We start from the raw sequence: 13,531 nt of genomic DNA, 5'->3' as shown, positions 1-13,531 counted from the left end.
CCATGGGTGACGTGCCGCTCGCGCTCGCGGTCGCCGCGGGCACCCTCGCGGCGCTGAATCCCTGCGGGTTCGCACTGCTGCCGGTGTACCTCACCGTGCTCGTGACAGGTGACGGCGAGCGGTCGCGAGCGGCCGCGGTGGCGCGGGCGGCATCGAGCACCGCGGGGATCGTGACCGGGTTCGTCGCGGTGTTCGGACTGTTCGGGCTGGTCCTGGCGCCGGTGGCCGGCACCGTGCAGGAGCACCTGCCGTGGTTCACGATCGTGCTCGGCCTGGCGGTGAGCGGGCTCGGCCTGTGGCTGCTCGCCGGGCGCCATCTGCCCGGCATCGGCTGGCTGGCCGGGCGGGGCCCGGCGGTCACCCGCTCCGTGGTGTCGATGGTGGCCTTCGGCGCCGGCTACGCCCTCGCGTCGCTGAGCTGCACCGTCGGGCCGTTCCTGGCGATCGTGGTGTCGGCCTTCCGGGCCGGCTCCCTCGGCGCGGCGGTGCTGCTGTTCGTGGGGTACGCGGTGGGGATGGGCATGGTCGTCGGTACCGCCGCCATCAGCCTGGCGCTCGCGCGCGAATCGGTGATCGCCCGGATGCGCCGCCTGGCCCCGCTCATCTCCCGGGCGGGCGGGGTGGTGGTGGCGGTCGCCGGCCTCTACGTCGCCTACTACGGGTGGTACGAAGTCCGGGTACTACGCGGCGGCTCACCCGACGACACGGTGGTCGGTGCCGCGCTCGCGGTCCAGGGCAGCCTGGCCGACGCGGTCGCCCGGTTGGGCGTGCCGACGGTCGCGGCCGGATTCGGCGTGGTGCTGCTCATCGCCGGGGCGGCCGTCTGGTGGGCGCGCCGGCGCACCCGGCAGAGGGAGACGGCGGATCGGCGACGACCTCGATGACCTCGGCCGCTGGTCGGCGGGGAGCGCGGGCCGGCAGCGTGTCGTCGGCCGGGACGCCGATCCGGACGCCGATCGCGGGGTAGCCGACGCCGCCGAGGACCCGGCGGACGGTGTGCCGGGCGGTGCCGTGTTCGACCAGGTCGCTCATCGTGGAGGTGGCCAGCTGCTCGGCGGTGGCGGTGAGGAGCACGGCGGACAGCGCCACGCCGGCGGTCAGCCAGTCGCCGGGGCCGTCGCCGTCGGTGACGATGATGCCGTAGCGGGCGTGCTGGTCGTCGAGGTCATTGGTGCTGTGCAGCCCACTGGGGTAGCCGGTGGCGGTGAAGTCGCGTAGCGGTACCTTGCGCCGGCCGCCGGTGCTGAGCGTGTCGGTGGGCACGCCGTCATGGCCTTCGCCGGGTCGGCGGAGCCAGGCGGCGAGCTCCGCGCGGTAGGCGGGGTCGGTCAGCGCGGCTTGGGCGGCTTGAGCGGCGGCCTCCGCCATGTCGCCCAGGTCCCGGGCCCAGGCGACCTGCAGGTGCGCGCCGCAGCGTTCGGCGGCGCTGCGCAGCGGGTTGAGCGCTTCGTCGGGCACGGGCCGGGCGGCGAATGGTCGCCGGTCGGAGCGGCGTGCCATGATCGCGTCGGCGAGCGGCTAGGCCAGTGGTGGCGGTAGCGCGGGCCCGCGGTAATGCACCACGGCAATCGCATCGGGGCCGCGGTCGGTGGGCAGCGGCTCGACAGCGAAGTCGGCGCCCTCGGCGGCGAGGGTGACGCAGGCGTGGTGCAGGGCGGCACCGCAACTGAGGGTGAGCAGCCGCCCGTCCGGATCGATGGTCGGCAACCGGCGGTCGCGGTCGGCGTACAGCAGAGCCGTGTCGTGTTCGATCCGCCAGCGCCATGGTTGGGTGTTGAGGACCGACGGCGCGTGGACGGCGGCGACGGCGGCTCGGGCGAGGAGCCGGCAGACCGCTGCGACGGTGAACCCATGGGCGGGATCGTCGCGGGCCGGGTGCTGCTGGGTCTGCATGGTGCGCTCCTCTCGGACGGTGCTGATCGGTACTGCCGGTACCTGCCCCGCCACACAGGAACCAACCACCGGTGCGGTCGGACAGGCCGGCGTGACCGGGAGCTCGCCGCTGATGCGGGGGAAAGCGGGGTGAGCCCGGCCCGAAACAGCCGCCGACCGGCAGCGGCCCGGACGAGACTGGGCTGCACGAGGTGACCGGCTGGCTGGAGGCGCGATGCGCGGGACTGCGGCGGCAGCGCGCCGGGTGGCGCGGCGCATCGAGGTCGGCGGCACGGTGCAGGGCGTCGGGTTCCGCCCGTTCGTGTATCGCCTCGGCCGGGAACTGGGTCTGGACGGCTGGGTCCGCAACGACGGTGGCCTCGTCGTGATCGAGGCGGCCGGATCCGCCGACGCGATGCGCCGACTGTCGGCCCGGCTGCGCACCGACGCTCCACCCCAGGCCCGCCTCCGTCAGGTGCGCATCGGTGCACCGGCCGGGGACGGGCCGATGCACGGCAGCGGCTTCCACGTCATCGCGTCCGCCGAACAGCCCCGTAGCGGCCTCGACGACCGACCGGGCCTGGTGCCGCCGGACCTGGCCACCTGCGCCGCCTGCGTGGCCGAGCTGTTCGACCCGGGCGACCGCCGGTACCGGTATCCGTTCGTGAACTGCACCGACTGCGGACCGCGGGCGACGATCGTCGGCGGCCTGCCGTACGACCGGGCCGTCACGTCCATGCGCCGCTTCGCCATGTGCCGCGCCTGCACTGCGGAGTATCGCGACCCGGCCGACCGGCGTTTCCACGCCGAACCGATCGCCTGCCCGGCCTGCGGTCCGGAGCTGACCTGGCGACCGGCCGGCGGTCACGGCGCCGAGGGTGGCGAGCCGGCCCTGCAGGCTGCTGTTGCGCTGCTGCGTGACGGCGGGATCGTCGCGGTCAAAGGCGTCGGCGGGTACCAGCTCGTGTGTGACGCCACCGACGAGGCGGTCGTCGCCCGGCTCCGGGCCCGCAAGCAACGTCCGGTGAAACCATTTGCCGTGATGGTGGCCGACCTGACCGCCGCGGGCCGCCTGGCACCCGTCGGCCCGGCGGAGGCGGCCCTGCTGGCGTCCGTGCCCCGACCGGTCGTCCTGCTGACTGCCCGCCCTGACCGTCTGCTCGCCGCAACAGTGACACCCGGGGCCGACACGCTGGGGTTGTTGCTGCCCGCCGCGCCGCTGCACCACCTCCTGCTGCACGATCTGGACCGGCCGTTGGTGGCCACCAGCGGCAACGTCGCCGACGAGCCGATCGCGGTCGACGACGCCGAGGCCGTGGACCGGCTGGCCGGGGTCGCGGACGGATTCCTCGGCCACGACCGGGTGATCCGGGCGCGGTACGACGACTCGGTGGCCCGCGTCGTGGCCGGCCGGCCGTCGCTGGTGCGCCGGGCCCGCGGCTACGCCCCGGCCCCACTCGGCCTGCCGATCGCCGCGCCCGAGCCGCTGCTTGCCGTCGGCGCGCAGCTCAAGCACACCTTCACCCTGGCCCGCGGCAGCACCGCGATCGTCGGCCCGCACACCGGCGACCTGCAGCAGCAGGAGACGATGACGGCGTTCACCGACCACCTGGCGCACCTGACGCGGGTCACCGGCGTCGAGCCGGCCGTGGTCGTGCACGATCTGCACCCCGGTTACCTGTCGACGCAGTACGCCCAGACGGTTTCGGTACGCCGGGTCGGTGTGCAGCACCATCACGCGCACGTCGCGTCGTGCGCCGCGGAGCACGGGATCACCGGCCGCTATCTCGGCGTCGCCTACGACGGGCTCGGTCTCGGCGACGACGGCACCCTGTGGGGCGGCGAGGTGCTGCTGGCCGACCTGCGCTCCTACCGGCGGCTGGCCCGATTCGGCCGGGCACCGTTGCCCGGCGGGGCGGCTGCCGTGCGCCGGCCGGCCCGCATGGCGCTGGGCTACCTCTTCGGCGCAGAAGCGTTCGACGACACCTCCCTCGCACGCGCCGGGCGGTTGGCCGGGCCGTTCCTTGCGCGGCTGCCACCGCTCGAGGTTGCGACGGTGCGCCGGATGGTCGCCGCGGGCGTCAACTGCCCGCAGGCGTCCAGCGCCGGTCGGCTCTTCGACGCCGTCGCCGCACTGCTCCGGGTCCGCGACGACGCCGGCTACGAGGGTGAGGCCGCTGCCGCCCTCGAAGCCCTCGCGGCCGGGCACACCGGTGCGGCGCCGCTGCCGTGGCGGCTCGCCACCCGCGACGACCTGGTGGTGTACGACCCGGTGCCGACCCTGCTGACGTTGCTGGAGGCGCTGCGGGACGAGGCCGCCGTCGGGCTGCTCGCCGCCGCGTTCCACGCCACGATCGCCGCGATGACCGTCGCCGTGTGCAGCGACGCCGCCGCCGAGCACGGAACATCGACCGTCTGCCTGTCCGGCGGCGTCATGCAGAACCAACTCCTCATCGAGGCGCTCATCGCCGGGCTGTCCGCCGCCGGTCTCACTCCGCTGGTCAACGAACAGATCCCGGCCAACGACGGCGGGATCAGCTACGGGCAGGCGGCCGTCGCAGCCGCCCAGCTGCAGGACGGGTGACTCCCATGTGTCTCGGTGTGCCCGGGCGGGTGAGCGCCGTCGACGACAGCAGCGGCCTGACGATGGGCACCGTCGACTTCGGCGGCGTGCAACGGCAGGTCTGCCTTGCCTACGTCCCGGACGTCCGGATCGGGGAGTACGTCGTGGTCCACGTCGGGTTCGCGATCAGCCGGCTGGACGAGGCCGAGGCCCTGCGGACCCTGCAGCTGCTGCAGGCGATGGGAGATCTCCTGGAACGCGAGCTCACCCCGGAGGCAGGCGCGTGAAGTACCTCGCCGAATACCGCGACCCCGTCCTCGCCCGGCAGCTGCTGGAACAGATCCGGCGCACCGCCCGCCGGCCGTGGACGGTGATGGAGGTCTGCGGCGGGCAGACCCACACCATCGTGCGCCAAGGCATCGACGAGCTGCTGGCCGCCGGGCTACGGATGATCCACGGTCCCGGCTGCCCGGTCTGCGTCACCCCGCTCGAGCTCATCGACAAGGCCCTCGATATCGCCGGTCGGGACCGGGTCGTGTTCACCTCCTACGGCGACATGCTGCGCGTTCCTGGCAGCGACACCGACCTGCTCACGGTGCGGGCCCACGGCAGCGACGTCCGGGTGGTGTACTCGCCGCTCGACGCCGTCCACATCGCCGCCGATCGGCCCGACCGTGACGTGGTGTTCTTCGCCGTCGGGTTCGAGACCACCGCCCCGGCCAACGCCATGGCGGTACTGCGCGCGCACCAGCTCGGGCTGACGAACTTCTCCATGCTGGTCAGCCACGTGCTGGTGCCGCCGGCGATGACGGCGATCCTCGACGCGCCGGACTGCCAGGTGCAGGCATTCCTGGCGGCCGGGCACGTGTGTGCCGTCATGGGCTGGACCGAGTATGAACCGATCGCCGCGACGTACGGGGTGCCGATCGTGGTGACCGGCTTCGAACCGCTCGACCTGCTCGAAGGAGTGCTGATGGCCGTACGGCAGCTGCAGGACGGTCGAGCCGAGATCGAGAACCAGTACGCCCGCGCGGTGCGCCGCTCGGGCAACACCGCGGCGCAGGACGCCATCCGGCGGGTGTTCCGCATCGGTGACCGGGCCTGGCGCGGGATCGGCACCATCGCCGCCAGCGGCCTGATGCTGACCGACGAGTTCGCCGCCTACGACGCCGAACGCCGGTTCCGGATCACCGAGCCCGCCGCCCAGGAGCACCCGGCGTGCATCGCCGGGGACATTCTGCGCGGCACGGCGGTGCCGACCGCCTGCCCCGCCTACGCCCGGCAGTGCACACCCCGTTCTCCGCTCGGCGCGCCGATGGTGTCCACGGAAGGCACCTGCGCTGCGTTCTACACCGCCGGCCGCACCCCGCTGCACGCCGGCGAAGGGCGGCCACGATGAGCGTCGCCGACCCGGCCCGGATGACGTGTCCGCCGCCGCGGCCCGGACCCGGCACGGTGCTCCTCGGGCACGGCAGCGGCGGCCGACTGTCCGCCGAACTCCTGCACGACGTGATCCTCCCCGCCTTCGGCCCGGCCGGTGCGGTACCGGAAGACGCCGCACTGCTCAGCGTCGACGGCGCCCACCTCGCGTTGAGCACCGACGCGTACGTGGTCGATCCGCTGTTCTTCCCCGGCGGCGACATCGGCACTCTGGCCGTGCACGGCACGATCAACGACCTGGCGATGATGGGCGCCGCGCCCGTCGCGCTCGCGTTGGCCTTCGTCATCGAGGAAGGCGTCCCCGTCGCCGACCTGTCTCGGATCTGTACCTCCGCCGCCACGGCCGCCGAGGCCGCCGGCACGCGGATCGTCACGGGCGACACGAAGGTCGTCGGGCGCGGCGGCGCCGACGGTCTGTTCGTGACCACCACCGGCGTGGGCCGCCGGCTGCCCGGCGCCGCCGTGTCCGCAGCCGCCGCCCGCCCCGGGGACGTGGTGCTGCTGTCCGGGCCGATCGCCGCGCACGGCACCGCCATCATCGGCGCCCGCGAAGCCCTGGGGTTCGACTCGGCCATCGTCTCGGACACCCGGGCCCTGCACCGGCTCGTCGTCGCGATGATCGCCACGGCGGGTCCGGCGGTGCACACGATGCGGGACCCGACCCGCGGCGGCGTCGCATCGGCACTCAACGAGATCGCCGTCGCCTCACGGGTGGGCGTCGAGATCGACGAGGTGACGCTGCCCGTGCCGGGGCCCGTCGCCGCGGCGTGCGACCTGCTCGGCCTGGACCCGCTGCACGTGGCCGGCGAGGGCTGTCTGGCGGCGATCGTGGCGGCGGACGCGGCCGATGGCCTCCTCGCCGCTATGCGGTCGACCGTCGAAGGTCAGCACACGGTCGCGGTCGGGCGGGTGGTGGCGGAGCATCCCGGTCGGGTGGTGCTGCGCACGGTCGTCGGTGGTCGCCGGATCGTGGACCCGCTCGTCGGTGAGCAACTGCCCCGCATCTGCTGACGCCGCCGACCGGCGCAGGGCCGGGCCGAACCGCCCCGGCCGGCGTACGGCGTCGGCGTTGTCATGACTGCACGAGCTCAACCCCTGGAGGGCCGCGATGAGCGACGAGCACCCGGTGCTGCTGCCGGACCTGCAGGCCCTGTTCAGGGTCTTGCACGGCGACGGTCGCACCATCGTCGGCCCGACCGTCCGCAACGAAGCGATCGTCCTGGCCGAGATCGATGAAGCGGCACAACTGCCCTACGGGCGGCAGACCGAGGTCGAGGCAGGCACCTACCGTTTGCACGCCGGTGACGCGCGGCTGGCGTTCACCCACACCTCCGGCCCGCAGTCGTGGAAGCAGGTCCTGCACCCGGCCCGGGACCTGCTGTGGACAGCTACCCGCACCGGCGACGACTTCGCCATGACCGACGACCCGCCGGCGCCGCGCCGGCTGGCGCTCGTCGGGGTGCGGCCCTGCGACCTGCGCGCCATCGGCGTGCTCGACCAGGTCCTCGGCGATGGCAACCGGTACGCCGCCCGCCGCAGCGATCTGTTCATCGTGGCGGTCAACTGCACCGAGCCGGGCGGGGCCTGCTTCTGCGTGTCCGTGGGCGGCAGCCCCGCGGCGGACGCCGGCTACGACATCGTGCTCACCGAACGACGGGACGGCGCCTACCTCGCCACCGCCGGCACCCCGACCGGCGAGACCCTGCTGGGCCAGGTGCCGTCCACGACGGCGACGCCGGGCGATGTCGGCGCCGCCGCGGGCGCGGTGCGCGCCGCCGCGGACCGGATGGGCCGCACGCTGCCCGACACCGACCTGCGCACCCTGCTGGCCGCGCACCGCGAGGACCGGCAGTGGGGCGATGTCGCCGACCGCTGCCTGGCCTGCGGTAACTGCACCATGGTGTGCCCGACCTGCTTCTGCACCTCCGTCAGCGACACCACCGACCTGACCGGCGATCACGCCGAACGCTGGCAGACCTGGGAGTCGTGCTTCGACCTGGACTTCAGCCACCTGCACGGCGGGCCTGTCCGCCGGTCCCGCGACGCCCGCTACCGGCAGTGGATCACCCATAAGTTCGGCACCTGGCACGACCAGTTCGGCGAATCCGGGTGCGTCGGCCGCGGCCGGTGCATCGCCTGGTGCCCGGTCGGCATCGATGTCACAGCCGAGCTGCAGGCCCTGCACACCCACCCGCCAACCGGCTCGGGAGGCCCGCCATGAGCAGCACCTACGACCTGATGGTGGCGCACCCGTTCCTGACCGGGTTGCCGCCGGCGTACGTGGAACGGCTGTCGCACTGGGCCCGCCGGGTCCCGTTGCCGGCCGGCACGAGGGTCTTCGAGGAGCACGGCCGGGCCGACCGCTGGTGGCTCATCCGTGACGGGTACGTGAACCTCGACACCAGGCTGCCCGGCCGTGGCGACGTCATCGTCGAGACCCTCGGCCCCGGCTCGGTGCAGGGCTGGTCCTGGCTGTTCCCGCCGTACCGGTGGCATTTCGGCGCGGTCACCCTCGGTCCGGTCCTGGCCATCGCCCTGGCCGGGCCGGGCGTGCGGGGATTGTGCGATGCCGATCCGGCCTTCGGCTACGAGCTGACCCGGCGGTTCACGGCCGTTGTCGTGGACCGCATGCAGGCCACCCGGATGCGGCTGCTGGACCTGTACCGCGAACCGGCATGAGCACGATGACCCCGGCCCGGTACCGGGTCATGGATCGGTTTGCCGAGACCGCCGACACCGTCACCCTCGCCCTGGAACCGGTTGACCGGCCGCTGCCGGTGTTCCGTCCCGGCCAGTTCGCGATGCTGTACGCGTTCGGCGTCGGTGAGGTGCCGATCTCGGTTTCCGGCCGGTACGGCCCGGCCGGCCTCCTGCACACGGTTCGGGCCGTCGGCGCGACAAGCGCAGCGCTGCACGCCTTGCAGCCCGGTCGGATGCTCGGCGTCCGCGGCCCGTACGGGCAGGGCTGGCCACTGCCGGCCCGGGTCGGCGCCGATCTCGTCGTGGTGGCCGGCGGGCTGGGCCTGGCACCGCTGCGGCCGCTGATCCGCTACGCCGCCGCCGACCGCGCACGCTACCGCCGGGTCGCGGTCCTCATCGGCGCCCGAACCCCCGACGGGCTGCTCTATCCCGACGAGTACGACACCTGGCGCGCCGCGGATATTGACGTGCTCGCGACTGTTGACCGTGCCGCCGCCGACTGGACAGGCCGCGTCGGCGTGGTCACCGCACTCTACGACGGCCTGCGCACCGACCCGGCCCGGACCGCCGGCTACCTGTGCGGGCCGGAGGTGATGATGCGGTTCGCCGCCCGCGACCTCCTCCGGCGTGGCGTTGCCCCGGACCGGGTGTGGCTGTCGTTGGAACGCAACATGCACTGTGGGACCGGGCACTGCGGACATTGCCAGCTCGGGCCGCTGCTGCTGTGCCGGGACGGGCCGGTCGCCCGCTGCGACCGTGCGCTGCCGCTGCTGGCGATCAGGGAGCTGTGATGGACCGACCGACTTTGGCAGTGTGGAAGTTCGCCTCCTGCGACGGCTGCCAGCTCACCCTGCTGGACTGCGAAGACGAACTGCTGCCGCTCGCCCGGCGGTTCGACATCTCCCATTTCCTGGAGGCCTCCAGCGCGGACGCGCCCGGCCCTTACGACGTGTCACTGGTGGAAGGCTCGGTCACCACCGACGCCGACGTCGCGCGCATCCAGGACATCCGGCAGCAGTCGCGGATGCTCGTCACGATCGGCGCGTGCGCCAACGCCGGCGGCGTGCAGGCCCTGCGCAACTTCGCCGACGTGGCAGCGTTCCGGTCGCTTGTCTACGCCCGACCGGAGTACATCGACACCCTCGAACAGTCCACGCCGATCTCGGCGCACGTCCGCGTCGATCTGGAACTGCCCGGCTGCCCCATCGACCGCCGGCAGCTCATCGGGGTGCTGGCCGCCGTCCTCGCCGAGCGCCGCCCCGGCCTGCCGGTGCACAGCGTCTGCCAGGAGTGCAAGGTCCGCGGCACCACATGCATCACCGTCGCCGACGGCACCCCCTGCCTCGGACCGGTCACCCGGGCCGGGTGCGGCGCCATCTGCCCCGCATACAGCCGTGGCTGCTACGGCTGCTTCGGCCCGATGGCCGAACCCAACACCGACGCCCTCGTCGGGTCGCTGCGCGCCCACGGCATGTCACCGCAGGACGTCGGGCGGGTCTTCCGTACCTTCCACGTCGCCCGCCCGGAGTTCCAGGCCGCCGCCGAACAGGGGCAGCGGCCGTGAGCCACCGCCACGACCGCGCGTTGCACGTCTCGGCCCTCGCCCGGGTGGAGGGCGAAGGGGCACTGCACGTGCGCGTCGACGGCGGCACGGTCACCGGCGTGCAGCTGCGCATCTACGAGCCGCCCCGGTTCTTCGAGGCGTTCCTCGCCGGACGCGGCCACACCGAACCACCCGACATCACCGCCCGCATCTGCGGCATCTGCCCCGTCGCCTACCAGATGAGCGCCTGCGCGGCGATCGAGGACGCCTGCGGCGTCGACGTCGGCGCCGCGATCGGCGAGCTCCGGCGGTTGCTGTACTGCGGCGAATGGATCGCCAGCCACGCCCTGCACGTCTACCTGCTGCACGCCCCGGACTTCCTCGGCTACCCCGGCGTGGTCGAGATGGCCCGGGACCACCGCACCGCCGTCGAACGCGGCCTGGCGCTCAAACAGGCCGGCAACGCCATCCTCGAGCTCGTCGGCGGCCGCGCCATCCACCCGGTCAACGTCCGCGTCGGCGGGTTCCACCGCGCCCCGGCACCGGCCGATCTGCAGGCTTTGGCCCGCGACACACTGCGTCCCGCGCTCGAGCACGCCCTGGCCACCGTCGAGTGGGTCGCCGGGTTCGACTTCCCCGACTTCACCACCGATCACACCCTGCTTGCGCTTACCGATCCGGGCCGGTATCCGATCGACCGCGGCGAGCCTCGCACGTCGACCGGCCGCGCGTTCGCGGTCGGCGACTTCGAGTCGCACATCGTGGAGACGCAGGCGCCGCATTCGACGGCGCTGCACGCGGCCCTGGCCGGCGCCGGCCGGTACCTCACCGGTCCGCTCGCCCGGTACGCGCTCAACCACACGGCACTGTCATCGGTGGCCCGGGGCGCCGCCGAAGCGGCCGGTCTGCACGGGCGATGCGACAACCCGTTCCGCAGCATCATCGTCCGCGCCGTCGAGCTCGTCTACGCCGTCGACGAGGCCCTACGCATCATCGACGCCTACGAGCCGCCGACGCCGGCCGGCGTGCCGGTGCCGGCGCGCGCCGCGACCGGCTACGGCGCGACCGAAGCCCCGCGCGGTGTGCTGTTCCACCGCTACGAACTCGACGCCGACGGTGCCGTCCGCACCGCCAGGATCGTCCCACCGACCTCGCAGAACCAGCCGGCGATCGAGGACGACCTGCGCCGCCTCGTCCAGGACCGCCTCGACCTGGACGACGCAGGGCTGACCGCCGCCTGTGAACACGCCATCCGCAACTACGACCCGTGCATCTCCTGTGCCACCCATTTCCTCGACCTCAGGGTGCGGCGCCGATGAGACCCGACGTGGTGATCATCGGCGTCGGCAACCCGTACCGGCGCGACGACGGCGTCGGCTCCGCCGTCATCCACCGCCTGCGCGCCGCCGGCCTGCCCGGAGCGACACTCGCCGAGAGCGACGGCGAAGCGGGCGCACTCATCCTGCTGTGGCAGCGTCGCCGCCTCGCCGTCCTCATCGACGCCATCACCGCGGACCCGTCGCATCCGGGCCGCATCCACCGGCTTGTCGTCCCATGGCTGCAGACCGACCACCGCACAGCCACGAGCACCCACGCCACCGACCCCGGCGAAGCGATCGCCCTGGCCGCCGCGCTGGGGAGACTTCCCGAACGGCTGGTCGTGTACGCCGTGGAAGCAGCCGACACGGGCTTCGGCACGCACCTGTCGCCCGCTGTCGAGGCGGCCGCCGGCCTGGTCGCCGAGCAGGTCACCGCCGAAGCGCGGGCGGCGGTCCGGGCGAGCGGGACCAAAGACCCTGAACGACCACCGTCAGGGCGTGGACAGTGGGGATGAGGAGCAACCCGCGAGATCGGGAAGCGAGGCGCGACGACGATGCCGACCACCACTCCGGCGCCACCGGCGCCGACCACTGACACCCGCGACACCGCACTGCGAACAGCGTGCATGGAACGACGTATCGAGGCCCTGGCGACCGCGGTCCTGCTGCTGCTGCAACAGCCGATCACCCCAGCGCAGCGACGCGCCGCCGAACTGGCCCGCGAGGCGCTGCGCGAGGTCGGCCTGGCACCCACCTGAACAACCGGACGCCGTGGCGCGGCGGAGGTCTCGGGTGGTGCGACAGGTGGAGTTCCGGCGGCCGGCGAATAGGCCGTGACATGCGGGGCAGCGTGATCGCCGGGATGCCCGAAGACGAATCTCCGGCCTACCCGGTAGCCACAGTAGACACGGAAGGCGGCCAGACATGAAAGCGCACATCGGCGACCGCATCATCGAAGAGGGCCGGCGGGTCAGCGACCATCAACGCATCGGGGTCGTGACGGCGCTGCGGCACGAGGACGGCACACCACCATATGTCGTGCGCTGGCTCGACACCGAGCATGAGGCGCTGCTGTTCCCCGGGTCCGACTGCCGGATCGAGCCGGCACACAGCAGCCGGCCGCCGCGCTGACGAGCACCGGCCGATGATCGGCGACGCACAGCGTCCGGTCCGCCGGCATCACGGCGTCGATCCGCGGCCCGCCGCGGCCGGCGCCGAGTGCTGCGAGGCGGCATGGCAGGGGCCGTGCGCGACGAGGACCGGGCAGACAGCGTGCTGCAGGATCTGAGCGGCCACGGAGGGGCTCGTCGGTTGCACCCGGTCAGCCGGGCAGCGCGTGCCGACGACCAGCAGCGACGCCCATTGCGACGCGGCGGCGAGGGCCGGGACGGGATCGCCCGGCTCGCCGCGGACCTCGACTTCCAGCAGTGGATGCTCCCGGCACCAGGGCGCTGCCGCCTCGCGCAACGCCTGGTGGACGGCGGTCTCCTCGGCGCGGAGGTCGACGCCGCGCTGATCTCCGGGCCGCCACAGGCCCGGGTGCGGCCACGCCTGCAGGATCACCAGGCGGCCGCAGCGTGACGCTGCCTCCTCGAAGGCGGTCCGCAGCGCGCGCCGGGCGGAGTCGGAGCCGTCGAAGCCGGTGACGACCGGGCCGTGCCGGGGCATGGTTGCATCAGCTGCCGCCCAACGGCTCCCGTTGTGGACGATCAGCACGGGTGCATCGGCACGGGCGCCGAGGGCCGCGCTGACGGTCCCGAGGGGTCTGCCGCCGCCACCGCCTGCGCCGCGGCCGCCGACGACGACGAGCCGGGCGTCTTCGGCGTAACCGCGTAGGACGTCGATCGGTTCGCCGCGTCGCACGCGGCCGGTGGTCTCGATCCCGACCCGCCACCGGCGGGCCTCGGCTGCGGCCCGGACCGCGATCGCTTCGCCCTCGTCGTCGTCGTGGCTGACCGCGGTGACGACGATGAGGGTCCGGTTCCAGCGGCACGCGGCGTCGGCGGACCACCGCAGGGCACCGATACTGTCCGGTGATCCGTCGACACCGACGACGACCGGCCCGTACCTGTACGCCATCGCACACCCCCTGTG

The 13,531-nt window shown here is 73.5% G+C and carries 16 protein-coding genes; 13 read left to right on the top strand and 3 right to left on the bottom strand.

Annotation, left to right across the window (positions count from 1 at the left end):
• Positions 1-2 precede the first annotated feature (2 nt).
• Positions 3-884: a cytochrome c biogenesis CcdA family protein gene (locus Dvina_RS37915; protein WP_223094422.1), complete on the top strand. Its 882-nt coding sequence runs from the start codon at positions 3-5 to the stop codon at positions 882-884.
• Here Dvina_RS37915 and Dvina_RS37910 read toward each other — a convergent pair.
• Positions 805-1,458, bottom strand: coding sequence for a hypothetical protein (locus Dvina_RS37910; RefSeq protein WP_246655587.1), 654 nt, complete (start codon positions 1,456-1,458; stop codon positions 805-807). The genes Dvina_RS37915 and Dvina_RS37910 overlap by 80 nt on opposite strands.
• 60 nt (positions 1,459-1,518) lie before the next feature.
• Complete coding sequence (locus Dvina_RS37905) at positions 1,519-1,893, bottom strand: hypothetical protein (RefSeq protein ID WP_223094418.1); 375 nt, start codon at positions 1,891-1,893, stop codon at positions 1,519-1,521.
• Between the two features lie 214 nt (positions 1,894-2,107).
• Between Dvina_RS37905 and hypF the strand changes: the two genes are divergently transcribed.
• The 12 genes from hypF (at position 2,108) to Dvina_RS37850 (ending at position 12,568) form a co-directional block, all read left to right on the top strand.
• Entirely contained in the window at positions 2,108-4,456 is a 2,349-nt protein-coding gene (gene hypF / locus Dvina_RS37900) for a carbamoyltransferase HypF (protein WP_223094416.1), read from the top strand.
• A 5-nt stretch (positions 4,457-4,461) separates the two neighbouring features.
• Positions 4,462-4,722, top strand: a complete 261-nt coding sequence (locus Dvina_RS37895; RefSeq protein WP_223094414.1) for a HypC/HybG/HupF family hydrogenase formation chaperone — start codon at positions 4,462-4,464, stop codon at positions 4,720-4,722.
• Positions 4,719-5,834: a hydrogenase formation protein HypD gene (hypD, locus tag Dvina_RS37890; protein ID WP_223094412.1), complete on the top strand. Its 1,116-nt coding sequence runs from the start codon at positions 4,719-4,721 to the stop codon at positions 5,832-5,834. Before Dvina_RS37895 ends, hypD begins: the two co-directional genes overlap by 4 nt.
• Positions 5,831-6,886 carry a hydrogenase expression/formation protein HypE gene (gene hypE / locus Dvina_RS37885; RefSeq protein WP_246655586.1) on the top strand — a complete coding sequence of 352 codons (1,056 nt, stop codon included), beginning with the start codon at positions 5,831-5,833 and terminating at the stop codon, positions 6,884-6,886. Before hypD ends, hypE begins: the two co-directional genes overlap by 4 nt.
• A 97-nt stretch (positions 6,887-6,983) precedes the next feature.
• Entirely contained in the window at positions 6,984-8,096 is a 1,113-nt protein-coding gene (locus tag Dvina_RS37880; RefSeq protein WP_223094410.1) for a 4Fe-4S dicluster domain-containing protein, read from the top strand.
• Positions 8,093-8,554 (top strand): Crp/Fnr family transcriptional regulator, encoded by a 462-nt coding sequence (locus Dvina_RS37875; protein ID WP_223094408.1) that lies wholly within the window; start codon positions 8,093-8,095, stop codon positions 8,552-8,554. The genes Dvina_RS37880 and Dvina_RS37875 overlap by 4 nt, the downstream gene beginning before the upstream one ends.
• Positions 8,551-9,366: an FAD/NAD(P)-binding protein gene (locus Dvina_RS37870; protein WP_246655585.1), complete on the top strand. Its 816-nt coding sequence runs from the start codon at positions 8,551-8,553 to the stop codon at positions 9,364-9,366. The genes Dvina_RS37875 and Dvina_RS37870 overlap by 4 nt, the downstream gene beginning before the upstream one ends.
• Positions 9,366-10,139, top strand: coding sequence for an NADH-quinone oxidoreductase subunit B family protein (locus Dvina_RS37865; RefSeq protein WP_223094406.1), 774 nt, complete (start codon positions 9,366-9,368; stop codon positions 10,137-10,139). Before Dvina_RS37870 ends, Dvina_RS37865 begins: the two co-directional genes overlap by 1 nt.
• Positions 10,136-11,437, top strand: coding sequence for a Ni/Fe hydrogenase subunit alpha (locus Dvina_RS37860; RefSeq protein WP_223094404.1), 1,302 nt, complete (start codon positions 10,136-10,138; stop codon positions 11,435-11,437). The genes Dvina_RS37865 and Dvina_RS37860 overlap by 4 nt, the downstream gene beginning before the upstream one ends.
• Positions 11,434-11,952: a hydrogenase maturation protease gene (locus Dvina_RS37855; protein WP_223094402.1), complete on the top strand. Its 519-nt coding sequence runs from the start codon at positions 11,434-11,436 to the stop codon at positions 11,950-11,952. Before Dvina_RS37860 ends, Dvina_RS37855 begins: the two co-directional genes overlap by 4 nt.
• A 111-nt stretch (positions 11,953-12,063) precedes the next feature.
• A complete protein-coding gene (locus Dvina_RS55390; RefSeq protein WP_281428185.1) occupies positions 12,064-12,195 on the top strand; it encodes a hypothetical protein in 132 nt (43 codons plus the stop codon).
• 166 nt (positions 12,196-12,361) lie between these two features.
• On the top strand, positions 12,362-12,568 hold the full coding sequence (locus Dvina_RS37850; RefSeq protein WP_223094400.1) for a DUF1918 domain-containing protein: 207 nt from the start codon (positions 12,362-12,364) through the stop codon (positions 12,566-12,568).
• Positions 12,569-12,616: 48 nt separating this feature from the next.
• Here the strand turns inward: Dvina_RS37850 and Dvina_RS37845 are convergent, their stop codons facing one another.
• Positions 12,617-13,516, bottom strand: a complete 900-nt coding sequence (locus tag Dvina_RS37845; protein WP_223094398.1) for a universal stress protein — start codon at positions 13,514-13,516, stop codon at positions 12,617-12,619.
• Positions 13,517-13,531 lie beyond the last annotated feature (15 nt).

It is taken from the genome of Dactylosporangium vinaceum (genome assembly GCF_019904175.1).
In the GTDB taxonomy this organism is placed as follows: domain Bacteria; phylum Actinomycetota; class Actinomycetes; order Mycobacteriales; family Micromonosporaceae; genus Dactylosporangium; species Dactylosporangium vinaceum.
This window is presented reverse-complemented; position numbering and strand designations above follow the sequence as displayed.

Bases quoted from the DNA above. Each gene is read 5' to 3' on its own strand.
- Dvina_RS37855 (WP_223094402.1), top strand. From the start codon at position 11,434: ATGAGACCCGACGTGGTGATCATCGGCGTCGGCAACCCGTACCGGCGC.
- hypE (WP_246655586.1), top strand. From the start codon at position 5,831: ATGAGCGTCGCCGACCCGGCCCGGATGACGTGTCCGCCGCCGCGGCCC.
- Dvina_RS37915 (WP_223094422.1), top strand. From the start codon at position 3: ATGGGTGACGTGCCGCTCGCGCTCGCGGTCGCCGCGGGCACCCTCGCG.
- Dvina_RS55390 (WP_281428185.1), top strand. From the start codon at position 12,064: ATGGAACGACGTATCGAGGCCCTGGCGACCGCGGTCCTGCTGCTGCTG.
- Dvina_RS37875 (WP_223094408.1), top strand. From the start codon at position 8,093: ATGAGCAGCACCTACGACCTGATGGTGGCGCACCCGTTCCTGACCGGG.
- Dvina_RS37845 (WP_223094398.1), bottom strand. From the start codon at position 13,516: ATGGCGTACAGGTACGGGCCGGTCGTCGTCGGTGTCGACGGATCACCG.
- Dvina_RS37850 (WP_223094400.1), top strand. From the start codon at position 12,362: ATGAAAGCGCACATCGGCGACCGCATCATCGAAGAGGGCCGGCGGGTC.
- Dvina_RS37895 (WP_223094414.1), top strand. From the start codon at position 4,462: ATGTGTCTCGGTGTGCCCGGGCGGGTGAGCGCCGTCGACGACAGCAGC.
- Dvina_RS37870 (WP_246655585.1), top strand. From the start codon at position 8,551: ATGAGCACGATGACCCCGGCCCGGTACCGGGTCATGGATCGGTTTGCC.
- hypF (WP_223094416.1), top strand. From the start codon at position 2,108: ATGCGCGGGACTGCGGCGGCAGCGCGCCGGGTGGCGCGGCGCATCGAG.
- Dvina_RS37905 (WP_223094418.1), bottom strand. From the start codon at position 1,893: ATGCAGACCCAGCAGCACCCGGCCCGCGACGATCCCGCCCATGGGTTC.
- Dvina_RS37865 (WP_223094406.1), top strand. From the start codon at position 9,366: ATGGACCGACCGACTTTGGCAGTGTGGAAGTTCGCCTCCTGCGACGGC.
- Dvina_RS37880 (WP_223094410.1), top strand. From the start codon at position 6,984: ATGAGCGACGAGCACCCGGTGCTGCTGCCGGACCTGCAGGCCCTGTTC.